Here is a 25,483-nt window from a genome sequence, read left to right on the forward strand (position 1 = left end):
ATTTGCGGTATTACGTCAATTGCCATGGCTGAAGCCGCTCATGCGGCCGGAGCCGATTGGATCGGTTTTGTCTTTGCAAACAGCCGGCGGCGGATTGACAGCGCTGCTGCCCGGGAGATCAGCCGCAAGGTGCCGGGCATTGGCAAGGTAGGTGTATTTGTGAATGCGCCACTGGCCGAGGTACAGGAGATCGCCATGCAATGCAAGCTGGACTATATCCAGCTCCATGGGGAGGAAAATGCAGATTATTGCAGTGCGCTGCATTTGCCTGTAATCAAAGCTATAAAGCCTGGCGCTTTTTCAGCCGAAGAGGTCAACGCTTTTCCTGCTCAGTGGCTGTTGGTTGACGGCTTTTCAGCGCAGCAATTTGGCGGAACCGGTATACCCTTTGCGTGGACTGAGTTTCAGCGAATCAGGCAGCAGATTACTAAGCCGCTGCTGATTGCCGGTGGACTTCATTCGGATAATGTAAGGGAAGCTATGCGTCTACTGGCACCGGACGGAGTGGATGTATCCAGCGGGGTAGAAGTGAACGGCACAAAGAATGCCGCCAGCATACATGAATTTATTGGGACTGTACGAAGGGTGGAGGAGCGATATGCTTAACCGAATCGCAGCGCAAAAAAAAGAGGAAATAAGCCGTGATAAACTGCAGCTGCCACTGAGAGAAATGATCAAACAGATTGTGCCCGGAACAATGTCTTTTTCGCAAGCCTTAACAAGCAATACCTGGAGCCTGATTGCCGAATGCAAGCTGGCTTCACCTGTGAAAGGCAGGCTCTCGGAACGTACCGTTGGAGAATTGGCCCGTATCTATGATACACAGGGAGCAACGGCCTTATCGGTGCTTACAGACAGCCATTTCTGCGGTACCGGCCAGCATATCGGCGAAGCGAAGCAAGTAAGCAGCCTGCCGGTATTACGTAAGGATTTTATCGTTGATGAGTATCAGCTTTATCAGGCCAGAGTGCTTGGTGCAGATGCCGTATTGCTGATTGCCGCTATTTTAACCGACGATCAATTGCACCGGTATTTGGCAACTGCCCGGCAAATAGGACTAGACTGCCTGGTGGAAGTGCATAGCAGGGAAGAGCTGGAGAGAGTGCAGCAGACTCCGGCAGTCATAATTGGGATTAATAATCGCAACTTAACTACGTTTACAACAAATGTGGAGAATACCTTTGACCTGCTGCCGTATTGTGCAGCCGACCGGCTGTTTATCAGTGAAAGCGGCATTCATTCCCGCAAAACTGCGGTTGATTTACAGAATGCCGGTATCCGGGGAGTATTGGTTGGGGAAGGGCTGGTTACGGCACAGGACATTGCCGAAAAGGTTCGGGAACTTAGTTTACAGGGAGGAAGTAAAAATGCCAAATAGTAAAGGACGTTTTGGTCAATTCGGCGGGCGCTTTGTCCCGGAGACAGTTATGCCTGCGTTGCTGGAATTAGAAGCCTGCTATACCAGGCTAAAAGAGGATGAGGGGTTCCAACAGGAATTTAAAAAATATTTATGTGAGTATGCCGGACGGCCAACCCGACTGTATTATGCCGAAAACCTGACAAAACATTATGGAAGAGCAGACATTTATTTGAAACGGGAAGATTTGCTTCACACCGGAGCACACAAGATTAATAATGCCTTAGGGCAGGCAATCCTGGCTAAAGCTATGGGTAAGAAAAGAATTGTTGCCGAAACGGGAGCAGGGCAGCACGGCGTGGCAACAGCAACCGTTTGCGCTCTTTTTGGACTCAAGTGCACGGTATATATGGGAGAAGAAGATATGCAGCGGCAGGCCCTGAATGTATTTCGCATGCGCCTGCTGGGTGCCGAGGTGAAACCGGTAACAAGCGGAACGGGAACGCTGAAGGATGCTACCAGTGAGGCAATCCGCGACTGGGTGACGCATGTGGAAAACACCCACTATATCATCGGCTCGGTAGTCGGTCCACATCCTTACCCGATGATTGTCCGTGACTTTCAGGCAATTATCGGCGAAGAGCTAAAAGCCCAGTCACAGGTTATGACGGGGGAAATTCCTGATTATCTGGTGGCCTGCGTAGGCGGCGGCAGTAATGCAATGGGCTTGTTCTATCCTTTCCGCAATGAGGCGAAAGCAAAGAAAATTGGCGTTGAGGCTGCCGGAAAAGGCTTAACAACAGGGGAGCATTCGGCATCGCTCACCCAAGGGAGGCCGGGCGTGCTTCATGGAGCGCTAAGCTATCTGCTGCAGGACGAGGATGGTCAGGTCATTCCTGCCTATTCGGTCTCGGCCGGACTGGATTATCCTGGAGTAGGACCGGAGCATGCTTACTTTAAGGATGCCGGTTTGGTTACCTATACAGCGGTCACAGATGAGGAGGCCCTGGCAGCCTTTCAGCGGCTTTCCCTGCTGGAAGGAATCATTCCCGCCCTGGAAAGCTCTCATGCTCTGGCTTATCTCGAGCAGCTTATGCCGCAAACGCTGCAAGGTGAAACGGTAGTAGTTTGTCTGTCCGGACGAGGCGATAAAGATGTGCAAATGGCGGCACAGTTAATGGAGGGGAAAATCAGATGAAGCTGGCGAAAACGTTAGAAGACTTGCAAAGTGCAAATCGTAAAGGCTTAATTGTGTATATTACCGCAGGCTGCCCGGATTATGAGACAACTGGTAAAGCGGTTTTGGCGGCAGCTGCGGCTGGGGCCGATGTGATTGAAATTGGCCTGCCATTTTCCGATCCCATGGCTGACGGACCGGTTATTCAAAAAGCGGCTGCCCTGGCGCTGCAAGCTGGTGCAACGACTGCCAGGACGGTTGAACTGGTTCGCAGCATCCGGCAGTATTGCCAGGTGCCGTTAGTTATTATGACCTATGTAAATACGGTATTGCAGTACGGAGTTGACCGCTTTGCCCGGGATTTTAGTGAAGCAGGCCTGAATGGGGTTATTGTTCCAGATTTGCCGGTGGAAGAAAGTAGTCTTATCGAAACGGCGTGCAAAGCGAACAGTCTCGAGACCATTCAACTGGCAGCGCCCACCTCAACAGGCGAGCGTATTGCCGCCATATGCAGCAAGACCAGCGGTTTTATATACTGCGTATCAAGTACGGGTGTGACCGGAATCCGGGACATTGATTACCGTCCTGTTGCTGAGGTAATCAGACAGGTGCGGCAGTACTCGTCCATTCCTGCTGCTATAGGCTTTGGCATAGGCAGTCCGGAGGCTGCCCGCAATGCAGCCCGTTATGCCGATGCAGTTATTGTTGGCAGTGCGGTTATGGAGCGGTTAATGAATGAAGGGGTTCCGGCAGTGACCGAATTTGTCGCAGCATTACGCAGCGCTTTGGATGAGGGGAGGCAATCGCCTTGAAGGTATATCCTTCCTTACCGGAATTTAGCAATGCAGCTCGGCAATATAACACAGTTGCGGTTATGGCCGAGCTGTCTGCCGATCTGGAAACCCCTATCTCGCTTTATCTCAAACTCGTTGGCGAGGACCGGGGATTTATGCTGGAAAGTGCAGAAAGCGGTAAGAACTTTGGCAGGTATTCCTTTATTGGACTGCAGCCTTTTGCCGAGTTCACCGGTCGCAGTGAGGTAAGTGAACTGATTTTGGAAAATGGGACAAAAACAACAGGTAAGGGAAAGCCGCTGGATCTTCTGCGTCATTTTATGGCAGGGTTTTCCGTCAGCCCCTTGCCGAAGCCAGCTCCGTTTATGGGGGGAGGAGTAGGGTATTTTGCCTACGATCTGATTGCAACGATGGAGCGGGTGCGCGGGTACAGGCTGCGGGACGATTTGGAATTGGTGCAGCTGCTGTTTTGCAGAGTCGTCATTATTCTTGATCATTTGAATCATACCTTGAAAATCGTCTATTTAGCAGCTATTACAGAGCCAGAGAGTGCGGCTGAGAGCTATGCAAAGGCTGTGACGGAGATAGAGAGGATTGTTGATACAATCCAGAGCACCCAGCCGGTTGTCTTAGCTGATGCTCCTTATCAGTCCCATCAAGATCCATTCCAGCTTCCGGCAGCCGATTCGGAAGCTGCTAGACAGTATATGGAAATTGTAGCTAAGGCTAAAGAGTATATTGCTGCCGGCGAAGCTTTTCAAATTGTATTGTCCCAAGAATTTTCCGTACCTCTGGTTAACCATCCCTTTAACCTCTATCGCCGGCTGCGGCAAGTCAATCCATCACCGTATATGTTTTATCTCAACTTTGGTACTAATAAGCTGGTAGGAGCTTCACCGGAAATGCTGGTAAAAGTGGAGGCAGGTAAGGTATATACCTGCCCCATTGCCGGAACACGTCCGCGGGGCCGTACGAAGGAAGAAGACAGCCATCTTGCTGCAGAGCTGCTGGCTGATGAAAAAGAACGGGCTGAACATGCTATGCTGGTAGACCTGGGCAGAAATGACATTGGCAGGATCAGCGCTCCAGGTACGGTTACGGTTGATCGGTATATGGAAGTGGAGCTGTTCTCGCATGTTATGCATATCGTATCGGCAGTATCCGGACAGCTGGCTAAAGGCTATACCGCTCTGGATGTTTTGCAAGCCTGCTTCCCGGCAGGTACGGTAAGCGGGGCGCCTAAGGTTAGGGCGATGGAGATTATCCACCAACTGGAAGGTGATTGCCGGGGACCTTATGCCGGCGCAGTGGGATACCTTGATTTTAGTGGAAATATGGACACATGCATCACGATTCGCACTTTAGCCGTCAAAGGAAAACAGGCCAGCATACGAACGGGAGCCGGGATTGTGTATGATTCGGTGCCGCAAACGGAATATCAGGAAATACTGCACAAAGGGCGGGCTTTATTTAAGCTAATGGAGGAGTAGCTCATGATATTGATACTCGATAATTATGATTCCTTCACCTATAATATTTATCAGTGCGTCACCCAGCTCGGTTTTAAGACGGAGGTAATCCGCAATGATGCTGTTGCTGCTGCCACAGTAGCGGCGGCTGAGTATGAGGCAGTCATTTTATCGCCTGGGCCGGGAACTCCGGCTGATGCGGGTATTACAAAAGAGGTTATCAGTCTCCTCGCAGGAAAAGTGCCTATTTTGGGGGTATGCCTGGGGCATCAGGCAATTGCTGAGGTATTTGGTGCCACAATCATCCGCGCTCCTCTGCCTGTGCATGGCAAAGTATCGCCTGTATATCATAATGGCCAAGGCATTTATGCAGGGCTGGATCAGCCCTTTATTGCTGGCAGGTATCATTCATTGCTGGTTGATCGGGCCAGTTTTCCAGAGTGTCTGACAATAACTGCTCAAACAGAAGAGGGGCTTATTATGTCGCTTAAGCACAACGAGTATCATATACAGGGCGTCCAGTTTCATCCAGAATCGGTGCTGACTGCCAATGGGATTAAGGTGTTTGAAAACTTTCTACTTGCAGTTTAAGTATTGAAAGTTTACACAAAACATTTAAAATCATTAATATGTATTGACATAGTTACAGTTTTGGTACTATAATCAAACCTATAAGTATTTAAAGTTAACGTTTATTCTGTTGATTTTATAGAAATGCAGGTGCCGTCATGAGTGAGAAAATAGAAAAAGTCTGCAAACTTAACAGCGGTTTTTGGTTTAGCTTTAGCAGCCGGGGCTATTTTTTTAGCGTTGGTTATTTTGCGTTTACCAAAACAACTGAATACGCAGCAGCTTTTTTGAAGAATCTTGGTGATGGTCAGCTTGCTATAAACTGCCGGACATAGGCGTGGTAGCGAATGTACAATCAGCGAAGAAGAGGTTCTGCAAAAGAACCTCTTCTTTTTTTATTGGTTAGCTGTAAGCAAAATAACTTCAAATTAGGATAAGGGGGAACAAACAATGTTAGTTGTGATGAAACCAGGAGCTCCACAAGGGGAAGTAGAAAAAATTTATAGGAAGTTGATGACCATGAATGTGGAAGTTACCTTTATTGAAGGTGCTGAAAGAAGTGTATTCGCCTTAGTCGGGGATACAACGAAGCTGGATTTAAGTACTGTCGCTGTTAACGGAAATGTGGAAAAGGTCATGCGGGTCCAGCAGCCATATAAGCTGGCAAGCCGGACGTACCATCCGGAAGATACGGTGGTTGCCATCGGTGATTGTAAATTTGGCGGGGGCCACAAGGCTGTCATTGCCGGACCATGCTCAGTAGAAAGTATCGAGCAGATGGTGCATACAGCTATTCTGGTTAAAAAAGCGGGAGCTGCCATGTTAAGAGGGGGCGCCTACAAGCCGCGCACCTCGCCCTATACCTTCCAGGGGCTGGGTGAAGAAGGACTGAAAATGCTGGCAGAAGCCCGGGAGGCAACGGGGCTGCCGTTTGTAACTGAAGTCATGGATGTGGAAACTTTTGATACGGTTGAGTATTATGCAGATCTCATTCAGATCGGCGCGAGAAACATGCAGAACTTTCAACTGCTGAAAAGAGCCGGTAAAAGCGGTAAACCTATTTTGTTGAAACGGGGCTTAAGCGCTACCTTGGAAGAATTCTTAATGGCCGCCGAATACATCATGGCCGGGGGCAATTCACAAATCATTTTGTGCGAGCGGGGCATCCGGACTTTTGATACGTATACCCGTAATACGCTGGATATCAGCGTGATTCCGGCAGTTAAAGAACTGAGTCATCTGCCGATTATTGTTGATCCCAGCCACGCCAGCGGCAAATGGGCTATGGTGGAACCGCTGTCCAAGGCCGCGATGGCGATTGGTGCCGACGGACTGATTATTGAGGTCCACCACCAGCCTGAACTGGCATTGTGCGATGGAGCTCAGTCCTTGAAGCCGCACAAATTTGAACGCCTGATGGAATCGGTGCAAAAGATATTAGCAGTGGTATAAATATAAAACGAGGCACAAACGAATATCGTTTGTGCCTCGTCCAAACCTGGTTAGTTTTGAATATACCGGCGCGCGCCGATATAATGTTCGACATAATAGGTGTCACCCAGGTTGGAAATAGTGACTTGCTCATTTGCTGAACTTGCGTGAATGAATTTGCCGTCTCCCATATAGAAGCCTACGTGGGAGGCTCCTTCTTTATACGTAGTGAAGAACACCAGGTCCCCCACTCGTAATTGAGACTTGTCCACCGACGTACCTGTCGCATATTGTTCGGCGGCAGTACGGGGAATCGTAATTCCGTTTTGCTTCATAACATATTGAGTAAAGCCGGAACAGTCAAAGCCTTCGGTAGTCGTACCACCCCATACATAGGGAACGCCCATGTATTTTTTCGCAGTAGTGATTAATGCATTGCCTGTTGCTGTTGCCTGAGCACTGGCAGTGCCAGTGGAAGTATCAGGCAGGCCGGCAATTTTGTTAATCGAAACTGGCGGAGCAGCAGCATTTGATGATCCGGTGCTAGACATGTTGCTGAATAGTTTGCCCAGTAATAGGCCCATTAGTATATTCATGAAGCTGTTACCGGAAGATGAATTTGAAGAACTGGTGCCGGAAGAACTGCCAGTAGCAGCGGTTTGCGACAACAGGTCGTTAACGGAGAACGCATATGCCGGTACAGCCGGTGTGGCAATAGTAGTGGTAATAGCCAGCAATAGAGCAACTGCTGTTGTTTTACGTTTGCTCATCAGTTACCTCCTAGTGACATGTAGTACCGGCAGTATAACCTAATTACCAAAGATGGTATATCTGCCGGGCATCTATAATGATAGCATAAAAATATAGTTATGTAAACTTGGTAAGGAAAACCAGAAATAACTTAAGTTTTTTCCAGTTTCATACGATAGTAATAATAAGAGCATACCATAAGCCAAGGAGGGCGTTACTATGGTACCTAGAGTAGCCATCGTGCAAAATATTGATTTGCGAAACCGCAATCAGCAAGCAAATCCGGAAATACTGAAACGCAAAGCAAAGAACAACTTCAAAGAAGTGTTCGCAGCAGCCGTTCGGCAGGTTGCTCGCAAGCAGTAGAGCCTCGCGGCTCTACTTTTTTTGTAGGAAAAACTCTTCTTTAATGCGGTGGAAATCAATTCCGGGGAGTTGCTTATATTCTGCTTGTTGACAGTATATTTTGGACTTCCTATAATGGGAGTAGTGAAAAGAATGGGGAGGCCTATATGAAGTATCATCGTGAATCCGGGGAGGACGAAAATCGATCCAAACGGGAACAAATCCTGGATGCCGCTTACCAAATATTTTCTCAAAAAGGATATCACCGGACCACTATTGATGAAATTATTGCACTGGCAGATACAGGAAAAGGAACAGTTTACAATTATTTCGTCAATAAGGAGCAATTATTTTATACACTTATTCGTGAAAAAAGCGCTCCCTTTGAAGTAGCACTGGCCGAAATTGTTCAATCACCACAACCGCCTCTGATCAAGGTCGAAGCAGTGATTAAGTTGTTTTTGCGGTTTTATGTTCTAAATGCGGATCTTTGGCGGGTTATGATGCATGAAATGCGCGGCTTTGGTTCGAAGGGTGAATCGAATTTAAAACCGGAGCAGCGGGAGAAATACCGCGATTGGTTCCGGCAAAGTATCGGTATGCTGGAAAAAGTATTGCATGAGGGCATTGAGCAAGGTGTGATCCGTGAATGTGATGTAACAAAGTCTGCTTATGGTCTGTTCAGCGTAATTGTTATGATGGTCTTTCAAAAGTTGGTTGGTGACGATATTGACGGCACCGCGAAATCTATTGCCGATATTTTTCTTTATGGCGTAGCCCGGCAATAATTTTTTTGTCCTTTAAGTGACCATTGGGTCAATTTAACGGCACCTAGTCAACGTAAGCAGGGAGAGGGATAGAAAGTGGAGCAAAAACAAACTCCGAATGGTAAAAAGCCTAAAGTTGTTATGCTGCTGTTAGCTATATTCTTAGCGGCTGGAGTAATTGCCGGTGGTGGTTGGTGGTATTATTCTACTAAATATGTCAGTACCGATGATGCTCGCATTGGGGGAACAATTGTCACGGCAAGTGCTAAAATACCAGGCCGCATTGTGGAAGTGCTTGTTAAAGAGGGCGATAGTGTTACATACGGACAACTGGTAGCGCGCATTGAAACACGGGAGATTGTGGCGCAAAAGGTGCAGGCTGAAGCAGCATTAGCCACAGCCAAAGCCCGTTACGAGGAAATTATTGCCGGAGCCCGGCCGCAGGAAATCGACCAGGCCCGATCGGCACTTGATCAAGCCAAAGCCAGCCTGGATCATGCAGCGAAAAATTACGAGCGCATGGAAAAATTGTACCATGACGGTGCAATCAGCTCCTCCCAGCGGGACAGTGCTGATACCACCTTTGTTATTGCCCGGGAAACCTATAAGAGCGCCGGTGAAAAATTAGATCTGGTCCTTGCCGGCTCCCGTGATGAAACGGTAAGAGCCGCTGCAGCGCAGGTCAGACAGGCAGAGGCCACCTTAGAAGCTGCTCAGGCTACATATGATAATGCGACGATTACAGCTCCTGTAAGCGGATTAGTTGCCTTAAAATCAGTCAATCCCGGTGAGGTAGTAGCTGCCGGGCAAGCTCTGTTTACTATTGCCGATCTGCAGGATGTCTGGGTGAGTGCCCGGATCGAAGAAACAAAAATCGGCAAATTAAAACCAGGCCAGCAAGTGGAATATACGGTTGATGGTTATCCGGGACGGACCTTTACGGGTACCGTTTATGAAATCGGCGCAGCTGCCAACTCTGTTTTTGCACTCATACCTACTGAAAATTCATCAGGTAATTTTACTAAAGTAACACAGCGTATCCCTATTAAAATATCACTGCCTAAAGACAGTGATGTTGTATTTAGACCAGGCATGTCAGTTATTATTAAAGTTCATATTGGATAGTAGAGAAGGGATTGCCATGTTTACCATTCCCCGTTTGGAAATAGCAGAACAACGGTACAAGTGGTGGGCCTTAGGTGTTACGATTATTGGTGGATTTATGAGTATTCTTGATACGAGTATTGTCAATATCGCCATTCCGAAAATGATGGCGGTATTTTCTGTTGATACCGATCAAGCCCAATGGATATTAACTGCCTATATGCTGACTATGGGAGTCATTCAGCCTGCCACCGGTTATTTCTGCGATGTATACGGCACAAGGCGCATGTATTTGTTCAGTCTGGCCGTATTTACAATTGGTTCCGTATTGTGCGGCATTGCCTGGAGCAATGACAGTATGATTGTCTTTCGGGTGATCCAGGCAATTGGCGGTGGCCTGATTATCCCGGTTACTATGTCTATTGTTTATTATGTATTTACGCCGCAGGAACGAAATATGGCGATGGGCATCTGGGGTATATCCGCCATGGTTGCTCCTGCCGTGGGGCCTACGCTTAGCGGTTATTTGGTTGAGTACTGGGACTGGCGCCTGATCTTTACGATCAATTTGCCGATTGGTGTAATTGGCTATGTAATGGCAGCGCTAATCCTCAAGGAAACTCCCGTTTCCCGCTCACAGAAGCTTGATGCAGGTGGCTTAATTACCTCAGCTCTTGGCTTATTCTGCCTGCTGCTGGCCTTAAGCGAAGGTACGGATGAAGGCTGGACATCAGCCTATATAATGGGATTATTTTATGTGGCAATTACCAGCCTGATCCTGTTTGTTGTCATTGAGCTGAATCATGATAATCCAATACTAGATTTGTCGCTATTTAAAAACTGGAACTTTTCCCTTAGTATCATGATCACCTTTATCGGTACTATAGGCTTGTTTGGCGGGATATTCTTAGTTCCTTTGTTTATGGAAAACATGAGAGGCTATACGGCGATGCAGACCGGAATTCTGATGTTTCCTTCTGCTTTAACTGCCGGGCTGATGATGCCGATAGCAGCGAAGCTTGCTGATAAGTTCGGAGCCAAGCCGGTCATTCTTAGCGGAATAACGTTATTAGGGGTAGGCTCGCTGCCTTTTCGCTTCATTGATATGGATACGAGCTATACCACAATATTGTTCGTTATGGTTGTTCGTGGGCTTGGTTTGGGACTATTTATGATGCCGGTAACCGTTTTAGGAATGAATACGGTGCCAATGGAAAAAATAAGCCGAGCCTCATCGTTAAATAATGCGATTCGTCAAATCAGCGGTTCCCTGGGGATTGCCATTTTGACAACAGTAATCAACAACAGGCAGGTTTTTCACTTGGCACAGCTGTCAGAGGCTTTTCATGTTGCCTCCCGGACAGCAAATCAGTTTATCAGCGAAGGACAGAAGCTGTTCAGCCATGCCGGCAGTATACCATCACTTGCTCATCTAAAGGCGCTGGTACTGACAAGTAATGTGGTCAGCCAGCAATCCTTCGTATTTGCTTTTGATGATGCTTTTCTGGTTTTGGCGCTGATCTGTTTTGTAGGCGTGATTCCCTCCGTCTTATTAAAACCTGCTAAAAAGGAGCCCGGCCGTGCGCAGCATGTGATGCTCGAATAAGAAAAATTTAATATTAAGGAATTGAGGAGACCAAATGGAATTAGCAGCAATTGTACTTAGTCTTTTCTTACTTATGTACTTCGCTTTCCGTGGGTATTCAATCATTTTGTTTGGTCCCATCTTTGCACTGGTAGCTGCAGCTGCCAGCCCCTTTCATCTCATGCCGGTCTATAGCGAATTGTTTATGACCAAGGCAGCCGAATTTTTTAAAATGTATTTTTCCATTATCCTGCTCGGTGCAGTGTTCGCCAAAGTCATGGAAGATGCCGGAATGGCTAAATCCATTGCCGGTGCCATTGTTGGCAAACTGGGTAAGGATCAGGCTATTTTAGCAACTATCCTTGGTTGTGCGGCTTTAACCTATGGAGGCTTAAGCGTTTTCGTTGTTGTCTTTGTTATTTATCCGTTCTCTGCTGCACTGTTCCGGCAAGCGGACATTCCGAAGCGGCTCATTCCGGCGACAATCTGGTTGGGAGTATTTACCTTCAGTATGATTGCTTTTCCGGGATCACCGCAAATTCAAAACATTATTCCTACGACCTTCTTTGGGACAACTACCTGGGCGGCGCCTGTCACCGGCATTCTCAGCGGTTTGGTGATTTTTGGGCTGGGTTACGGCTGGCTGGGGTACCGGCACCGGACTGCAGCTGCCCGGGGTGAAGGATATGGCAATCATGTTCTTCATGAACCCCAGCTAAAAGAAGAACACGGACTGCCGCACTGGTCGGTTTCGCTTATTCCACTGGTAGCAGTAGTCACGTTTAATCTGTACTTCAGTAATCCCTTTCAGTGGTCCTGGGCCTATAGCTGGGATGCGAACAGCTTGATTCCTTTTCAGGCACTGAAGCTGTCGCTGCTGAGCCCTGGTATTGAAAAAGTCAGAGCGCTCTGGGCTTTAAATATTGCTTTGGTTATTGGTATTATTTTAGCACTGTGGATTGGTCATAGAGGTCTTAGAAAGCATAGCAGCATTAAGACCGTGCTAAATGCTGGGACAGCCAGTTCGCTAATGGCTGTTTTAAATACGGCTTCCGGTTATGGCTATGGCAGCGTGGTTGCCAATCTGCCGGGTTTTGAGGTTGTTAAAGGAGCATTAATGCAGATTAAGATAGGGACAGGTCCCCTGATTTCCGAAGCGATTACCGCTAATATCCTGGTAGGCGTTACCGGATCGGCTTCAGGCGGGATGACAATTGCTCTTGGTATGCTGGGGCAGGAGTACATGGCTTGGGCGCAGGCTGTTAATATGCCGCCGGATATTCTGCACCGCATTATCTGCCTGGCGGCTGGCGGCTTGGATAGCCTGCCGCATAACGGCGGGTTGATTACAGTAATGGTGGTGTGCGGTCTTACGCACCGCCAGTCATACGGTGATATTTTTGCTATAACCGTGATGAAAACAATTGTGGCGTTTCTCTTTATTGCTTTTTATGATCTCACGGGATGGCTATAAAAATGTCCAGTCTGAGAGGATATCCTCTCAGATTTTTTTATTAACCATATGCACAAATCAAAACTCATGATAAAATGAAAAAGACTATATTTTGAATTTTTTAATAATAGGAGGGTTATGGATGGTGTCAATAATAGTAGCGCTTCTCGTTACTATCTGGGTTGGGTATCTCATCGTCAAAAAGTATAAACCCCAGCCGGTGTTGTTTATGGCAGGTATCATTTTAATGCTTATTGCAGTTGCTTTGGGGCTGGGAACTATATTGTCCCCAAAGGACAGTACCGGTCTGGTTTTCTTTGATATGTTTGAGGTAATTAAGAAGACACTGAGCTCCCGGGCTGCCGGGCTGGGCCTTAATATTATGGCTGTTGGCGGCTTTGCCCGTTATATGGATCATATTGGTGCCAGCAAGGTACTGGTCCGTATTGCTATCAAGCCGCTGGAAAAGCTGCATGCTCCCTATCTTGTATTAGCAGCAGCATATTTGACCGGCCAGGTTCTGGGCTTGTTCATTAACAGTGCTTCCGGGTTAGGGCTCTTATTGATGGTTACCATGTTTCCTATATTGGTCAGTCTGGGAGTAAGCCGTCTGTCGGCAACTGCTGTAATCGGCACAACCCTGTGTCTGGACTGGAGCCCCGGTGATACAGGCAGCATATTGTCTGCAACAACAGCCGGGTTGGATATTACTACGTATTGGACACAGTATCAGGTTCCGGTGGCCTTAACCGTTATGGCAGTAGTCGCTGTTCTGCACTATGTTGTTCAGCAGTGGTTTGATAAACGGGAAGACCATGTGGTACAGAAAACTGCGGTGGCTAAGGATGAAACGAAGAAAGATGAAGTGCTGCCGCCAGCCTTTTATGCTATCTTGCCAACTATTCCACTTATCCTGATCCTAGCTTTTAGCAATTTGTTGTTTGCTTCCATAAAAATGGATATTGTCAATGCTATGCTGATCAGTGTATTTATTACCATGGTTGTTGAATATATCCGCTATCGAGACGGTAAGAAAATATTTAATGATATTCAAATCTTTTTTGACGGTATGGGCATTCAGCTTGCGACGGTTGTTACGCTGATAGTGGCAGGGGAAACCTTTGCTCATGGCTTAAAAACAATTGGTGCGATTGATGCGATCATCAATTCCGCTCAGAATGCAGGCCTCGGAGCTGCTGGTATGATTATCGTTATGGTAAGCATTATTGCTGTTTCCTCAGTTGTAATGGGTTCTGGTAATGCCCCTTTCTTTGCATTTGCAGCTCTGACGCCAACCGTTGCGGCAAAAATGGCTGTTGCTCCGGTGTTAATGCTGCTGCCAATGCATTTTGCCGCCAGTTTGGCGCGCAGCATATCGCCTATCACCGCTGTAATTGTAGTTGTTTCCGGTATGGCTGGTGTTTCACCGGTTGATGTGGTCAAGCGAACCGCTATTCCCATGGTAGGTGGCTTAATTGTGAATGTTGCCGCTACATTTTTATACTTCTACCGGTAAGTGATTTAGGCTATACTAGTGATAGATACCGTAGAGGAGGATTGCCATGATTGTTACAACCACATCCCAGCTGGAAGGGCATCAGATTACACGCTATATTGGCATTGTCAGCGGTGAAGTTGTTATGGGTACAAATGCGATACGTGACTTTCTGGCCGGATTAAGCGATATATTCGGCGGCAGAAGTACCTCATATGAGAATTCACTTGCCAAGAGCGTAAATACCGTTTTGGCTGAATTGCAGGAACGGGCAGCTGCAATGGGAGCAGATGCCGTAATTGGAGCTCAGCATTCTATTTCCACCGTAGGTGAAGGCTTAATGATGATAGTCATATTAGGTACGGCTGTAAAAATATCACCTAAATAACCGAGTTCCTACTTTTGCCATCGCCACAAAAGTAGGCAAAAAGGCTAGGCCTGTCTTCCAATAGCCTTGGGAAATCATCAGCCTACTAAAATTCGTAAACTCGCTACGCTCAAACAGTACGGATTTCTTAACGTAAGCTGATGATTTCCCATCCTTCGGACCGGCTATTTCCAGAAGGGCCGACAGGAAATGAAGAGCATAGTAAAAAAAGACCTGCCGACTATAGGCAGGTCTTTTCGTATTTACCAGGCCGCAACAACAGAGCCTTTAAAATGTTCCTGAACGAATTTTTTTACATCTTCTGAATGATAAGCTTTAACGAATTTCTGGAAGGCAGGATTCTCTTTATCCTTAGTGCGGACGGCAATGATATTGGCATAAGGAGAATTGGGATCTTCCAAAGCAATGGCATCTTTAGTCGGTACCAGACCGGCCGTCATGGCATAGTTGGTGTTAATCGCTGCTAAGTCGATATCATCAAGGGAACGGGGAATTTGAGCGGCATCCAGTTCCTTTATTTTGAGGTTTTTGGTATTTTCAGCAATATCGGTAACCGCTGCTTTCAGACCGGTATTGGGTTTCAGTTTGATCAAGCCAACTTTTTCGAGCAGCAGCAGGGCGCGTCCGCCATTGGTAGGATCATTAGGGATTGCAATGGTGGCACCAGGCTGGAGCTCATTGATATTCTTTACTTTCTTAGAGTAAATACCCATTGGGAAGATAACTGTTTTTGCCAGGAAGGAGATTTCATATTTGCGGTCAGCAACGATATTGTCCAGATAAGGCTGGTGCTGGAAGCTGTTTAAGTCAATATCGCCTTGGTTAAGAGCAACATTCGGCTGAATATAGTCGTTGAACTCGATTACTTCAATTTTTAAGCCGTCTTTCTCAGCAACCTTTTTAACAAAATCCATAATTTCCGCATGGGGACCGGCAGTAACGCCGATTTTTATTGGTTTATCATTAGCCGGTTTAGCTGTCTGGCTGCCGCCGCAACCGGTCAGGCCCAGTGAGAATACAACTGCCAGCGTAAGGGCAGTCGATTTTACCCATTTATTCATTGGAAGAGCCTCCCTAGTTTTTAGTTAGAACGCAGGTACAACTGCGCCTTGGTATTTTTCATTGATGAATTTCTTTACGTCTTCAGAAGTCAGCGCTTTGGTCAGCTTCTGAATTTCAGGGCGGTTTTCGTCGCCTTTGCGAACAGTAAGGATATTAACATAAGGGGAATCATTTTGTTCAATGAACAGCGCATCTTTAGTAGGGACTAATTTGGCTTCCAAAGCGTAGTTAGTATTAATAACGGCAATTGCCACATCATCTAAAGCACGGGGCAGTTGAGGTGCTTCCAGTTCAGAAATTTTGAGGTTTTTAGGGTTGTCGGTAACATCTTTAACAGTAGCATTTATGCCAACGCCGTCTTTCAGTTTAATGAGGCCCGCTTTGGCAAGAAGAGCAAGTGCGCGTCCGCCGTTAGTAGGATCATTGGGAATAGCTACCTGAGCGCCATTGGCTATTTCGTTCAGGTTTTTAATTTTCTTAGAGTAAACGCCCATTGGTTCAATATGAACAGCAGCGGTATAAGTGAGCTGCAGATTGCGTTCGGCAGCGAATTTAGTCAGATAAGGAATGTGCTGGAAGAAGTTAGCATCCAGCTCTTTTTCTGCAACAGCAACATTAGGACGGACATAGTCGGAGAACTCAACGATTTGCAGATCAATACCATCTTTCTCAAGCAAGGGCTTTACGACCTTTAGAATTTCCGCATGAGGAACTGCAGTTGCACCTACTTTTAGCACTGTTTTAGCTGTTTGCGCAGGAGCTTTGGCAGAGTTATTGGATGAGCTGCCGCATCCTGCGGCGACAAGAGCCAGAGTAAGCACGGAAATAAGTAAGAGAGCTAATTTTTTCATCGTGAATTCCTCCTGAATTTTTAATTTTAGTTTATTATTTTTGGAATTTATTTTTTGTTAAGCCGGCGGGCGAGATAATCTCCCCCCGACTGGACAAGCTGAACCTGGGCAATAAGGATCACTACCGTTGCCAGCATAATATCGGCCCGGAACCGTTGGTACCCGTAGCGAATAGCCAGGTCACCCAGCCCGCCGCCGCCAATAGCTCCGGCCATTGCCGAGTAACCGATGAGGCTGATAATGGTAATGGTGAGACCAAGGATAATGGCAGGGAGCGCTTCCGGCAGCAAGACTTTTTTAATAATTTCCCAGGGGGAGGCTCCCATGGCCTGGGCGGCTTCGATTACGCCGTGATCTACTTCCTTTAAGGCTGCTTCCACAATGCGTCCGACAAAAGGGATCGCGGCAATACTTAAGGGGACAACCGCCGCATTGGTTCCGATAGAGGTACCGACAATCATGCGGGTGATCGGGATAATAGCGACCATCAGAATGATGAAGGGAGTGGAGCGGGCAGCATTGACAATTGCGCCTAACACACTATTTAAAGGGATATTCTCAAGGATGTGTCCTTTATCTGTTGTAACCAGTATGACGCCTAACGGAATACCGACCAGTGCAGCAACAAAAGCCGAGATCGCTACCATATAGGTAGTTTCCAATAATGCCTCAACCAGCAGCGCGAGCATTTCTTGCGACATAGCCGATCACCTCAATTCCCAAATCTTTTGCCCGTAAATAGTTCAAGGCATTTTCAATATTTTGCTGTTCTCCCGATAGTTCAACGATCAGTGTTCCAAAAGGAGTGCTTTGAATATGGTCGATATTGCCGTAGAGGATGCTGGTATCTACATTAAAGCGGCGGATCATACCGGCGATAATCGGTTCTCCCGCAGCATGCCCGATGAAGGATAAGCGCAGAACCAGGTTTCCATCCTGCAGGGGAGTCGCTGAGAAATTTGTATCAAGGAAGATATCTGGCAAATCGTAGTTAATGATGGCCCGGATAAACTCCCGCGTAGTTGCAGATTTTGGTTTTGTAAAGATATCAAGCACCGGTCCTTGCTCAATAATCAAACCACCTTCGATGACTGCGACGCGATTGCAAATTTCTTTGATAACCTGCATTTCGTGTGTGATTAAGACAATAGTTAAATTGAGTTTCTCATTAATACTTTTTAATAAATCAAGGATGGATTTAGTTGTCTGCGGGTCGAGGGCAGATGTAGCTTCGTCACAGAGCAGCACCAGCGGTTTGCTGGCAAGTGCCCGGGCAATACCTACCCGCTGCTTCTGACCGCCGCTAAGCTGTGCCGGATATTGATCTTTCTTATCCGTTAATCCTACCAACTCTAAGAGTGGCAGCACATCGGCAGCGATTTCTGCCTTGCTTTTTCCGGCCAGCTCTAATGGGAAGGCGACATTCTCATACACAGTACGGGAGGAGAGAAGGTTGAAATGCTGGAAGATCATGCCGATCCTCTTGCGCATATTTCGTAAATCCTGCTCGCTCATGGTCGTTAATTCCTGATTATCTACCGTTACGGTACCTGTAGTTGGCTGTTCAAGCATATTGATGCAGCGGATAAGTGTACTTTTACCGGCGCCGCTTTTGCCAATAACGCCGAAAATCTCGCCCTGGTCAACTTTTAGATCTATACCTTTAAGGGCGTCCACTTGTCCGGCGGTACCCTGATAGGTTTTAGTAATACCTGACAAATTAATCATGGTTATAGTTGCTCCTTTCTAAAAAACAAAAAAACCTCTTCGACAAAGACGAAGAGGTAGTTAACCTTTTAATCTTCATCTGCCGGGATAAACTCCCGTGGAATTGGCACCGTTTTCACATTGCTGTGATTGGTTGCCGCGGCGTCATAGGGCCATTCCCTCAGCCAACTCTTGATGAAATGAGTTTTCTATGTAGTTGATGTAACAAATAGTATCATGGTAGTGTAAACATGTCAAGTAAAAAAATATCACTTTATTTATCACGAAGTAAAGAAAAAAAGGATTAAAGACAGGAAAAAGATGTTTATACTAGAATAGTAATTACAATGAAAAGAAATCCAGTGAAGGAGCGATGACCATGACGGTCAATCCGAAATTAAAGGATGCCCTGACAGATCAGTTGTTTAAGGCAGTTTTAGCACTCCAGTCAGAGGAAGAATGCTATCAGTTTTTTGAGGATATTTGTACAATCAGCGAATTAAAGTCACTGGCCCAGCGCCTGGAAGTAGCCCGCATGCTGCAGGAAGGCCATATTTATGACGATATTGTCCTCCGGACGGGAGCAAGCACAGCAACGATCAGCCGGGTCAAACGATGCTTGCACTATGGAGCGGATGGTTATAAGGTGATCCTGGACCGTTTAAAAGATACAGCTGATGGGGGAGACGCATAAATGAAACAAGACTATGTACCGCAAATTCCGTATGGCACACGCGATTTTCTGCCCCGTGAGGCAGGTCGCAAACGGGTGGTTGAAGCAGGTTTGGCCCAGCTTTTTGGCAATTGGGGCTATGATGAGGTTGTAACTCCTACCTTCGAATATCTGGAAACACTGATGGTTGGCGCAACGAATGACGTAGAACAGCATATGTTTAAGTTTTTGGATAAGAATAATCGTATATTGGCACTGAGGCCGGATATGACGACGCCTATTGCCCGGACAGCTGCAACTCGCATGCGCGAAGCAGGAGTGCCGCTGCGCTTGTTTTATTTGACGAATGTTTTCCGGTATGAACTGGCCCAGGCTGGCCGGCAATGCGAGTTTTACCAGGCCGGAGTGGAACTTCTGGGAGCACCGGGACCCGCTGCCGATGCAGAGATTATTGCACTGGCTGTTGCGTCTATGCAGGAAGCCGGTTTAACCAACTTTCAAGTCAGTCTCGGTCAGGTGGATTTTATTAATGGCATTATGGCGGAAAGTGAATTGAATCCCGCCCAGCGCCAGCAGGTCAAAGCCGCAATTGTCCGGCGTGATCTTGTTGGATTGGGAGAAATCCTCAGTGCCAGCGGCTTGAGCGCCGATATGCAGAAGTTCCTCAAAAGTATTCCTGTGCTGCATGGCCGCCAGGAAGTATTTGAGCAGGCCTACAAGATGGCTCCTAATGAGGTCAGCCGGGCAGCGCTCGATAATCTGGCGGATATTTTCCGGCTGTTGACTAGCTATGGTGTACAGGAGCATGTTAATTTTGATTTGGGGCTCATTCGTGATTTTGACTATTATACCGGTATGGTATTTGAAGGCTATACACCGGGCTTGGGTTTCCCGATCTGCGGCGGCGGCAGGTACGACAAAATGCTTGCGGCCTTCGGCAGCGACAGTCCGGCAACCGGCTTTGCTCTCGGCATTGAAAGGGTGCTGCTGGCACTGGAGCGCCAGGGCTTAAGCACACCGCCAGCAGACAAAGACTGTTATGTAGCCTGGCAAGGCAATAGCTTGCCAGAGGCAATTGCAACAGCGAATAAGCTTAGGGCAGAAGGCTGGCGGGTCGAATTGGCACTGGAGGCCGAGAGCCGGGAGGCTGCAGAAATAAACACGAGGCAGCGGTGTTGTACCAAGCTCCATTATATAGGTGGTTAACAAAAATGCTAAAGCGAATCAATCAGGTTGTTAGTGCATTGACGGCAACGATAACCGATGCTGACCGTGATTTTGTCGGTCGCGAGCTTCGTCCGGCAGAGCAGCGGCTTTTCTGGAATATGAATAAGCCAGACCAGCGCCATGCCCTGAATGTGGCATATACGGCGCTGCGTCTGGCAAAAGACCGGACAGATATTGATAAGCCGCTGCTTACCCAATGTGCTTTATTGCACGATGTGGGGAAGGTAAAGGGCGATGTCAGTACGTTTGATAAAATTGCGGCGGTTATTGCTCACAAAATAGCGCCGCACTGGGCGCGAAAATGGGCAAAAGAAGGGCGGGGCAGCAAAGTTGCTAATTTGCGCCACGCCTTTCATACCTACTTTCATCACGCCGGGCGAAGTGCTGCTTTTCTGAAGCAAATCGGCAGCGGGGCAGCGGTAATTGCTATTGTAAGCCGCCATCATGACGCACCGGCGTTTCATGATATACCGGAGCTTACTTTACTCAGAGAAGCGGATGAATTGAATTAATACCCTTTGGCCTTATCAACTACATTTTCCATTTCAGCATGCTGGATAAACCGTCCCAGATTGTCGGCAAAGAGCTTCATTGCCCGATCAAGATAAGCTGGTGACAAAGCTGCTAAATGCGGTGTCAGGATAACGTTCGGCATTGCCCATAAAGAGCTGTCCTTTGACAGGGGTTCGTGATCAAAGACATCAAGTCCGGCTCCCTGAATTAATTCCTGTTCAAGAGCTTGAATCAAGTCAGCTTCTTTTACAACAGCGCCACGGGCGATGTTAATAAAATAGGCAGATCGCTTCATTGCTTGAAAATGCTCAAGGCGGAAAAATCCATTTGTTTCTTCAGTCAGGGGTAAGGCTGCCACTACAAAATCAGCTTCTGCAAGCATCTCATAGATACGGTCGGGAGTATATAATTCATCAACAAAGATTTCCGTTGTCATTTCCCGCTTAACAGCGATTACGTTCATGCCCAGGCCTTTGGCTTTTTTAGCAATTGTCCGGCCAATACTGCCAAGCCCAACAATGGCAATGGTTTTGTCCTGAATTTCCTCGGTGGGAACACGCTTCCAGATCTTTTGCTGCTGCTGGCGGATTAAAAGGTTCAGCCCTCTTGTGAAAGCCAGCATGAGACTTAAAACATGTTCTGCAACAGGGATGCCATGAATCCCTTTGGAATTGGTTAAAATAGTATCACTTGCCTGCATGTCGGGAAAATTTAATTTTTCTACACCGGCGCTTAGTGCATGTACCCATTTTAGTTTGGGAGCATTTTGAAAAAGGGTGCGAATATCCATCCAGCCCCAGGTGATCAGAATATCGGCGTCACCAATGTGCTGTCTGGCGTCCTCCAGATTAGTAGTGTGAATAACGGTATCGGGTGCAACATTATTAATTTTTTCAATATGCCGGTCAGCTAATGGATTAAGTACTAAAATGTTGAGTGCGGGTGCCATAGTGAACCCCCTTTATGTTATTGGTAGTATTCTCCAAATACTTCTACATATTCACCAAAAATCCTACAAGAGTAATTGACCTTTCTTTTTAAAGATGATAATATATTAACATGTTAATCCTTTAATGTGTTAAAGGAAATAAAATCACAGGAGCGAAGCTATGACTTCCAGTGATATGAATTACTTAACAATTGCTTTACCGAAAGGTAAATTGTTTGATCTCTCCGCTAACATGCTGGCCCGGGTAGGGTTTTCAGCCGAAGGACTCAGTGAAAACTCGCGCAAGCTGGTTATTACTAATGAAGCAGCCAAAATTCGCTTTATTATCACAAAAACACAGGACCTGCCTACGTATGTTGAGTATGGCGCTGCTGACATCGGTATTATTGGTAAAGATGTTTTGCTAGAAGAAAATAAAGATATTTATGAACTGCTGGATTTGAAGTATGGCTTCTGCCGCTTGATGGCGGCTGTTCCCCAAAGTCTGCTGCAGGACAAAATGAGTGACTATGCTCACATGCGGGTGGCAACAAAATATCCCCGGGTTGCTGAAAAGTACTTTCACAGCCTGGGTATCCAAATGGAGATTATCAAGCTTAACGGTTCTATTGAACTGGCCCCGATGGTAGGTTTGGCTGAGCTGATTGTCGATATTGTTGAGACCGGCAGAACTCTTAAAGAAAACAATCTGATAGAAGTGGCTAGCATTCATCCGGCTACTGCCCGGCTAATTGCCAACCGGGTCAGCTTTAAAATGAAATTTGACCGCATTCATCAATTGAGTGAGGACTTAAGGAGCCTGTTGGAAAGCGAGGCTAAACAATGAAACGATTGATCATGAAAGAGCTGACTGCTCTTGAACGCAAGCAAATTCTGGTTAAACCCAGCTTTGATCATGTTAATCTGGGAGAAGGAGCCAAGGCCCGCATTCGTCAGGTCTTTGGCAAGGAATTAACTGCTGCCCAGGTAGTAGATACGATTGTGGGCGCTGTGCGTGAGCGGGGGGATGAGGCGGTTCTCCAATATACGCAAATGATCGACGGTGCTAATGTGACAGCAGAAACTATGGAGGTTCAAGCCGGGGAAATAGATGCTGCCTATACATTGGTCGACAGCGAAACCCTGGCAGCCATCCGGCAGGCGGCTGCAAATGTACGGCGTTTTCACGCAGAGCAATTGCCGAAATCGTGGTTTACGGAACGGGAGCACGGCTCGCTGTTAGGACAAAAGTGTATTCCTCTGGAAAGAGTGGGCATTTATGTTCCCGGCGGGACGGCAACTTATCCGTCATCGGTTATTATGAATGCAATTCCCGCTTCGGTAGCAGGGGTGCAGGAAATTATCATGGTAGTCCCTCCGGCTAAAGATGGTTCTGTGAATCCTTATGTATTGGTTGCCGCGCGGGAGTCCGGTGTATCGCGGATCTTTAAAATTGGCGGTGCTCAGGCGATTGCCGCTCTGGCCTTTGGCACGGAGCTTGTACCCAAGGTGGATAAAATTACCGGTCCCGGCAATATTTTTGTCACCCTGGCTAAAAAAGCTGTTTATGGGTATTGTGATATTGATATGCTGGCCGGCCCCAGCGAGATTCTTATCGTTGCCGATCAAACAGCAGACAAACGCTACATTGCCGCCGATATGCTCAGTCAGGCAGAGCATGATGTGCTGGCATCGAGTATTTTAATTACCGACAGTGCCGAGCTGGCAGCAGCTGTGGAGGAAGAACTCATCAGTCAGCTGGCGCAGCTTCCCCGCAGAGAAATTGCTGAACAGGCGCTGCAGCAAAACGGACTGATTCTGGTGACGGAAACAATCTTAGAGGCAATGGAACTGGCTAATTTGTCAGCACCTGAGCATTTGGAAATTCTTACGGCTGATCCCTTTGGACTGCTGCCTTATGTGAAGCATGCAGGAGCTGTTTTCTTAGGACCCTGGTCACCGGAGCCGTTAGGGGATTATTTGGCTGGTCCCAATCATGTATTGCCTACAGGCGGTACTGCCCGTTTTTATTCGGTTTTAAATGTGGAAACCTTTATGAAAAAAACAAGCATTATTGCATATAGCCAGCAGGCTTTACTGGCCGCCAGCAATCAGGTTATCCGTCTTGCTGAGGCCGAAGGACTGGAGGCTCATGCAAATGCTATTCGCGTCAGGAGGGAAAGCAAATGCTGATTAGACCCGGTTTAGATCAACTCAAGCCTTATTCGGTTGATGAAACAGAGTTTCCCATTCGTCTCGATGCCAATGAAAGGGCCACCAATTTACCGGCTGCCGTTCTCAAGGACGTTATCGCCCGGATAAGTGAGTTGCCCTTTAACCGCTACCCGGATATCGGGATTGTCGGGCTTCGTGATAAAATCGCCAAAGCAATGAATCTATCCCGTGAAAGCGTGGTTATCGGTAATGGTTCAAGCGAACTGCTGGCTGCACTGTGCTATGCCTTTGGCGGAGCGGGGCGGAGCATTGTTTTTCCGACTCCTTCCTTTTCCATGTACGGCATTTACACCAAACTGGCTGACAGCCAGGCGGTACCGGTCCAGCTTAAGGCAGATTACTCATTGTCTGCCGAAGAAGTTCTGGCTGCTGCAGCCGCGAGTTCGGCAAGCCTGATTCTACTGTGTAATCCGAATAATCCAACCGGCAATGCAATCCCCATGGAAACAATTGAAGCAATTGTCGCGGGGGCGGACTGCCCTGTTGTGGTAGATGAAGCCTATTATGAATTTCACGGGCATTCAGCAATCGGACTGCTTAGTAAATACTCAAATCTCATCATAACCCGGACGTTTTCCAAGGCCTATGGCTTAGCCTCTGCCCGCGTAGGCTACTTGCTTGCTGATCCGCAGCTTACAACCATTCTTGGCAAGGCGTTAATGCCTTACCATGTGAATGCCTTGTCGCTGGCAGCCGCAGAAGTGGTCTATGACCGGCGCAAAGCGTTTGAGCCCGATATTGATTTGGCTATACGTGAACGGCAGAGGTTGATTGATAGTCTCAGTTTAATTGAAGGATTGGAAGTTTATCCTTCACAGGCCAATTTTGTGCTGATAAAAGCTGACAGCAATGGACTGGCCCCGTGGCTGGCGGCAAATGGAATAGGGATTCGCGATTTCGGCAGTGCTCCCGGGCTGGAAGGGTGCATGCGCATCACAATCGGAACAGTGGAAGAGAACAACACGCTGCTGCAGGCGGTAGCAGCCTATATACAGCAGGTAAAAGCATGAGCCGGACGAGCACGGTTGAGCGCCGTACGGCAGAAACCAATATTCAGGCAACTCTCACCTTGGATGGCTCCGGTCAGGCTGTCGTGCAAACCGGCATTGGGTTCTTTGATCATATGCTGAACTTATGGGCAAAGCATGGCTTGTTTGACCTTACGCTTACAGCTGAGGGCGATTTGCATATTGACGGACATCACACAGTAGAAGATACCGGTATTGTTCTGGGGAAAGCCCTGGCTCAGGCAGTTGGTGATAAAGCAGGCATCCGCCGTTACGGTACAGCTTTTGTACCCATGGATGAAGCCCTGGTTCAGGTATCGCTTGATCTCAGCGGACGTCCCTTTTTGCATTATGAGGTAGATACCCGGGTTGAGCGGATCGGCAGTTTTGATACGGAACTGACGGAAGAATTCCTGCGGGCCTTCGCCGATAATGCCGGAATAACCTTGCACGTCATGCTGCTCCATGGAAAAAACGGACATCACATTATTGAAGCGCTGTTCAAAGCGCTTGGCCGTGCGCTTGACGAAGCCACTCGTAAGGATGAGCGCATTGTTGGCGTTCTATCTACCAAAGGAAGCCTATAACGTAAAGG

28 protein-coding genes and 1 riboswitch are annotated in these 25,483 nt (G+C 47.4%); of the genes, 22 read left to right on the forward strand and 6 right to left on the reverse strand.

The window, feature by feature from the left end:
• The first annotated feature begins 24 nt into the window (after positions 1 to 24).
• The 8 genes from RTR76_RS04060 (at position 25) to aroF (ending at position 6,819) form a co-directional block, all read left to right on the forward strand.
• A complete protein-coding gene (locus RTR76_RS04060; RefSeq protein ID WP_396144191.1) occupies positions 25 to 606 on the forward strand; it encodes a phosphoribosylanthranilate isomerase in 582 nt (193 codons plus the stop codon).
• A complete protein-coding gene (gene trpC, locus RTR76_RS04065) occupies positions 599 to 1,378 on the forward strand; it encodes an indole-3-glycerol phosphate synthase TrpC (protein ID WP_312516962.1) in 780 nt (259 codons plus the stop codon). The genes RTR76_RS04060 and trpC overlap by 8 nt, the downstream gene beginning before the upstream one ends.
• Positions 1,368 to 2,555, forward strand: a complete 1,188-nt coding sequence (gene trpB, locus RTR76_RS04070; protein ID WP_312516964.1) for a tryptophan synthase subunit beta — start codon at positions 1,368 to 1,370, stop codon at positions 2,553 to 2,555. The genes trpC and trpB overlap by 11 nt, the downstream gene beginning before the upstream one ends.
• The gene (gene trpA, locus RTR76_RS04075; protein ID WP_312516966.1) at positions 2,552 to 3,346 is read left to right on the forward strand and encodes a tryptophan synthase subunit alpha; all 795 of its coding nucleotides are present in this window, start codon (positions 2,552 to 2,554) and stop codon (positions 3,344 to 3,346) included. The genes trpB and trpA overlap by 4 nt, the downstream gene beginning before the upstream one ends.
• Complete coding sequence (gene trpE, locus RTR76_RS04080; protein WP_312516968.1) at positions 3,343 to 4,818, forward strand: anthranilate synthase component I; 1,476 nt, start codon at positions 3,343 to 3,345, stop codon at positions 4,816 to 4,818. Before trpA ends, trpE begins: the two co-directional genes overlap by 4 nt.
• 3 nt (positions 4,819 to 4,821) lie before the next feature.
• Entirely contained in the window at positions 4,822 to 5,388 is a 567-nt protein-coding gene (locus RTR76_RS04085) for an aminodeoxychorismate/anthranilate synthase component II (RefSeq protein WP_312516970.1), read from the forward strand.
• A gap of 137 nt (positions 5,389 to 5,525) precedes the next feature.
• Entirely contained in the window at positions 5,526 to 5,702 is a 177-nt protein-coding gene (locus tag RTR76_RS04090) for a hypothetical protein (RefSeq protein WP_312516972.1), read from the forward strand.
• Positions 5,703 to 5,817: 115 nt separating this feature from the next.
• Positions 5,818 to 6,819 (forward strand): 3-deoxy-7-phosphoheptulonate synthase, encoded by a 1,002-nt coding sequence (aroF, locus tag RTR76_RS04095; protein ID WP_312516974.1) that lies wholly within the window; start codon positions 5,818 to 5,820, stop codon positions 6,817 to 6,819.
• 50 nt (positions 6,820 to 6,869) lie between these two features.
• Here aroF and RTR76_RS04100 read toward each other — a convergent pair whose 3' ends face one another.
• Positions 6,870 to 7,568, reverse strand: coding sequence for a C40 family peptidase (locus RTR76_RS04100; protein ID WP_312516976.1), 699 nt, complete (start codon positions 7,566 to 7,568; stop codon positions 6,870 to 6,872).
• Positions 7,569 to 7,767: 199 nt separating this feature from the next.
• Here RTR76_RS04100 and RTR76_RS04105 point away from each other — a divergent pair, with 199 nt between their 5' ends.
• From RTR76_RS04105 to RTR76_RS04135, 7 genes are all read left to right on the forward strand, one after another.
• The gene (locus tag RTR76_RS04105; RefSeq protein WP_312516978.1) at positions 7,768 to 7,914 is read left to right on the forward strand and encodes a hypothetical protein; all 147 of its coding nucleotides are present in this window, start codon (positions 7,768 to 7,770) and stop codon (positions 7,912 to 7,914) included.
• Between the two features lie 146 nt (positions 7,915 to 8,060).
• The gene (locus tag RTR76_RS04110; protein ID WP_312516980.1) at positions 8,061 to 8,681 is read left to right on the forward strand and encodes a TetR/AcrR family transcriptional regulator; all 621 of its coding nucleotides are present in this window, start codon (positions 8,061 to 8,063) and stop codon (positions 8,679 to 8,681) included.
• Between the two features lie 75 nt (positions 8,682 to 8,756).
• A complete protein-coding gene (locus tag RTR76_RS04115) occupies positions 8,757 to 9,785 on the forward strand; it encodes an HlyD family secretion protein (protein WP_312516982.1) in 1,029 nt (342 codons plus the stop codon).
• 16 nt (positions 9,786 to 9,801) lie between these two features.
• Entirely contained in the window at positions 9,802 to 11,370 is a 1,569-nt protein-coding gene (locus RTR76_RS04120; RefSeq protein WP_312516984.1) for a DHA2 family efflux MFS transporter permease subunit, read from the forward strand.
• Between the two features lie 34 nt (positions 11,371 to 11,404).
• Entirely contained in the window at positions 11,405 to 12,823 is a 1,419-nt protein-coding gene (locus tag RTR76_RS04125) for a GntP family permease (RefSeq protein ID WP_312516986.1), read from the forward strand.
• A gap of 121 nt (positions 12,824 to 12,944) precedes the next feature.
• Complete coding sequence (dcuC, locus tag RTR76_RS04130; RefSeq protein ID WP_312516988.1) at positions 12,945 to 14,318, forward strand: C4-dicarboxylate transporter DcuC; 1,374 nt, start codon at positions 12,945 to 12,947, stop codon at positions 14,316 to 14,318.
• Between the two features lie 46 nt (positions 14,319 to 14,364).
• On the forward strand, positions 14,365 to 14,685 hold the full coding sequence (locus tag RTR76_RS04135; protein ID WP_312516990.1) for a YbjQ family protein: 321 nt from the start codon (positions 14,365 to 14,367) through the stop codon (positions 14,683 to 14,685).
• A 242-nt stretch (positions 14,686 to 14,927) separates the two neighbouring features.
• On the opposite strand, the gene RTR76_RS04140 is transcribed toward RTR76_RS04135, so the two are convergent.
• Genes RTR76_RS04140 through RTR76_RS04155 form a run of 4 tightly spaced genes read right to left on the reverse strand, consistent with a single transcriptional unit; the run spans position 14,928 to position 18,326 of the window.
• A complete protein-coding gene (locus RTR76_RS04140) occupies positions 14,928 to 15,746 on the reverse strand; it encodes a MetQ/NlpA family ABC transporter substrate-binding protein (protein WP_312516992.1) in 819 nt (272 codons plus the stop codon).
• Between the two features lie 24 nt (positions 15,747 to 15,770).
• On the reverse strand, positions 15,771 to 16,598 hold the full coding sequence (locus RTR76_RS04145) for a MetQ/NlpA family ABC transporter substrate-binding protein (RefSeq protein ID WP_312516994.1): 828 nt from the start codon (positions 16,596 to 16,598) through the stop codon (positions 15,771 to 15,773).
• A 47-nt stretch (positions 16,599 to 16,645) separates the two neighbouring features.
• Complete coding sequence (locus RTR76_RS04150; protein WP_312516996.1) at positions 16,646 to 17,299, reverse strand: methionine ABC transporter permease; 654 nt, start codon at positions 17,297 to 17,299, stop codon at positions 16,646 to 16,648.
• On the reverse strand, positions 17,268 to 18,326 hold the full coding sequence (locus RTR76_RS04155; protein WP_312516998.1) for a methionine ABC transporter ATP-binding protein: 1,059 nt from the start codon (positions 18,324 to 18,326) through the stop codon (positions 17,268 to 17,270). The genes RTR76_RS04150 and RTR76_RS04155 overlap by 32 nt, the downstream gene beginning before the upstream one ends.
• A gap of 72 nt (positions 18,327 to 18,398) precedes the next feature.
• Positions 18,399 to 18,507: riboswitch (SAM riboswitch) on the reverse strand.
• Positions 18,508 to 18,684: 177 nt separating this feature from the next.
• Between RTR76_RS04155 and RTR76_RS04160 the strand changes: the two genes are divergently transcribed.
• The 3 genes from RTR76_RS04160 to RTR76_RS04170 are packed head-to-tail and all read left to right on the forward strand — an operon-like array spanning position 18,685 to position 20,717.
• Positions 18,685 to 18,999: a YerC/YecD family TrpR-related protein gene (locus RTR76_RS04160; RefSeq protein WP_312517000.1), complete on the forward strand. Its 315-nt coding sequence runs from the start codon at positions 18,685 to 18,687 to the stop codon at positions 18,997 to 18,999.
• On the forward strand, positions 19,000 to 20,184 hold the full coding sequence (hisZ, locus tag RTR76_RS04165) for an ATP phosphoribosyltransferase regulatory subunit (RefSeq protein ID WP_312517003.1): 1,185 nt from the start codon (positions 19,000 to 19,002) through the stop codon (positions 20,182 to 20,184).
• Positions 20,185 to 20,189: 5 nt separating this feature from the next.
• Positions 20,190 to 20,717 carry an HDIG domain-containing metalloprotein gene (locus RTR76_RS04170; RefSeq protein WP_312517005.1) on the forward strand — a complete coding sequence of 176 codons (528 nt, stop codon included), beginning with the start codon at positions 20,190 to 20,192 and terminating at the stop codon, positions 20,715 to 20,717.
• On the opposite strand, the gene RTR76_RS04175 is transcribed toward RTR76_RS04170, so the two are convergent.
• Positions 20,714 to 21,667, reverse strand: coding sequence for a D-2-hydroxyacid dehydrogenase (locus RTR76_RS04175; RefSeq protein ID WP_312517007.1), 954 nt, complete (start codon positions 21,665 to 21,667; stop codon positions 20,714 to 20,716). The two genes, RTR76_RS04170 and RTR76_RS04175, sit on opposite strands and share 4 nt — an antisense overlap.
• A gap of 160 nt (positions 21,668 to 21,827) precedes the next feature.
• Between RTR76_RS04175 and hisG the strand changes: the two genes are divergently transcribed.
• From hisG to hisB, 4 genes are read left to right on the forward strand one after another with little or no spacing between them, the layout of a single operon-like run.
• The gene (hisG, locus tag RTR76_RS04180; protein WP_312517009.1) at positions 21,828 to 22,493 is read left to right on the forward strand and encodes an ATP phosphoribosyltransferase; all 666 of its coding nucleotides are present in this window, start codon (positions 21,828 to 21,830) and stop codon (positions 22,491 to 22,493) included.
• A complete protein-coding gene (hisD, locus tag RTR76_RS04185) occupies positions 22,490 to 23,839 on the forward strand; it encodes a histidinol dehydrogenase (protein ID WP_312517011.1) in 1,350 nt (449 codons plus the stop codon). The genes hisG and hisD overlap by 4 nt, the downstream gene beginning before the upstream one ends.
• Entirely contained in the window at positions 23,833 to 24,891 is a 1,059-nt protein-coding gene (gene hisC, locus RTR76_RS04190; RefSeq protein ID WP_312517013.1) for a histidinol-phosphate transaminase, read from the forward strand. The genes hisD and hisC overlap by 7 nt, the downstream gene beginning before the upstream one ends.
• Positions 24,888 to 25,475, forward strand: a complete 588-nt coding sequence (hisB, locus tag RTR76_RS04195) for an imidazoleglycerol-phosphate dehydratase HisB (RefSeq protein WP_312517015.1) — start codon at positions 24,888 to 24,890, stop codon at positions 25,473 to 25,475. Before hisC ends, hisB begins: the two co-directional genes overlap by 4 nt.
• The last annotated feature ends 8 nt before the right edge of the window (positions 25,476 to 25,483 follow it).

It is taken from the genome of Anaerospora sp. (assembly GCF_032013335.1).
Taxonomy (GTDB): Bacteria; Bacillota; Negativicutes; order Sporomusales; family DSM-15969; genus Anaerospora.

What these genes read in the sequence shown, in the direction of transcription:
- RTR76_RS04060 (WP_396144191.1), top strand. Translation starts at nt 25, where the DNA reads ATGGCTGAAGCCGCTCATGCGGCCGGAGCCGATTGGATCGGTTTTGTC.
- trpC (WP_312516962.1), top strand. Translation starts at nt 599, where the DNA reads ATGCTTAACCGAATCGCAGCGCAAAAAAAAGAGGAAATAAGCCGTGAT.
- trpB (WP_312516964.1), top strand. Translation starts at nt 1,368, where the DNA reads ATGCCAAATAGTAAAGGACGTTTTGGTCAATTCGGCGGGCGCTTTGTC.
- trpA (WP_312516966.1), top strand. Translation starts at nt 2,552, where the DNA reads ATGAAGCTGGCGAAAACGTTAGAAGACTTGCAAAGTGCAAATCGTAAA.
- RTR76_RS04085 (WP_312516970.1), top strand. Translation starts at nt 4,822, where the DNA reads ATGATATTGATACTCGATAATTATGATTCCTTCACCTATAATATTTAT.
- RTR76_RS04090 (WP_312516972.1), top strand. Translation starts at nt 5,526, where the DNA reads ATGAGTGAGAAAATAGAAAAAGTCTGCAAACTTAACAGCGGTTTTTGG.
- aroF (WP_312516974.1), top strand. Translation starts at nt 5,818, where the DNA reads ATGTTAGTTGTGATGAAACCAGGAGCTCCACAAGGGGAAGTAGAAAAA.
- RTR76_RS04100 (WP_312516976.1), bottom strand. Translation starts at nt 7,568, where the DNA reads ATGAGCAAACGTAAAACAACAGCAGTTGCTCTATTGCTGGCTATTACC.
- RTR76_RS04105 (WP_312516978.1), top strand. Translation starts at nt 7,768, where the DNA reads ATGGTACCTAGAGTAGCCATCGTGCAAAATATTGATTTGCGAAACCGC.
- RTR76_RS04110 (WP_312516980.1), top strand. Translation starts at nt 8,061, where the DNA reads ATGAAGTATCATCGTGAATCCGGGGAGGACGAAAATCGATCCAAACGG.
- RTR76_RS04120 (WP_312516984.1), top strand. Translation starts at nt 9,802, where the DNA reads ATGTTTACCATTCCCCGTTTGGAAATAGCAGAACAACGGTACAAGTGG.
- RTR76_RS04125 (WP_312516986.1), top strand. Translation starts at nt 11,405, where the DNA reads ATGGAATTAGCAGCAATTGTACTTAGTCTTTTCTTACTTATGTACTTC.
- dcuC (WP_312516988.1), top strand. Translation starts at nt 12,945, where the DNA reads ATGGTGTCAATAATAGTAGCGCTTCTCGTTACTATCTGGGTTGGGTAT.
- RTR76_RS04135 (WP_312516990.1), top strand. Translation starts at nt 14,365, where the DNA reads ATGATTGTTACAACCACATCCCAGCTGGAAGGGCATCAGATTACACGC.
- RTR76_RS04140 (WP_312516992.1), bottom strand. Translation starts at nt 15,746, where the DNA reads ATGAATAAATGGGTAAAATCGACTGCCCTTACGCTGGCAGTTGTATTC.
- RTR76_RS04145 (WP_312516994.1), bottom strand. Translation starts at nt 16,598, where the DNA reads ATGAAAAAATTAGCTCTCTTACTTATTTCCGTGCTTACTCTGGCTCTT.
- RTR76_RS04150 (WP_312516996.1), bottom strand. Translation starts at nt 17,299, where the DNA reads ATGTCGCAAGAAATGCTCGCGCTGCTGGTTGAGGCATTATTGGAAACT.
- RTR76_RS04155 (WP_312516998.1), bottom strand. Translation starts at nt 18,326, where the DNA reads ATGATTAATTTGTCAGGTATTACTAAAACCTATCAGGGTACCGCCGGA.
- RTR76_RS04160 (WP_312517000.1), top strand. Translation starts at nt 18,685, where the DNA reads ATGACGGTCAATCCGAAATTAAAGGATGCCCTGACAGATCAGTTGTTT.
- hisZ (WP_312517003.1), top strand. Translation starts at nt 19,000, where the DNA reads ATGAAACAAGACTATGTACCGCAAATTCCGTATGGCACACGCGATTTT.
- RTR76_RS04170 (WP_312517005.1), top strand. Translation starts at nt 20,190, where the DNA reads ATGCTAAAGCGAATCAATCAGGTTGTTAGTGCATTGACGGCAACGATA.
- RTR76_RS04175 (WP_312517007.1), bottom strand. Translation starts at nt 21,667, where the DNA reads ATGGCACCCGCACTCAACATTTTAGTACTTAATCCATTAGCTGACCGG.
- hisG (WP_312517009.1), top strand. Translation starts at nt 21,828, where the DNA reads ATGACTTCCAGTGATATGAATTACTTAACAATTGCTTTACCGAAAGGT.
- hisD (WP_312517011.1), top strand. Translation starts at nt 22,490, where the DNA reads ATGAAACGATTGATCATGAAAGAGCTGACTGCTCTTGAACGCAAGCAA.
- hisC (WP_312517013.1), top strand. Translation starts at nt 23,833, where the DNA reads ATGCTGATTAGACCCGGTTTAGATCAACTCAAGCCTTATTCGGTTGAT.
- hisB (WP_312517015.1), top strand. Translation starts at nt 24,888, where the DNA reads ATGAGCCGGACGAGCACGGTTGAGCGCCGTACGGCAGAAACCAATATT.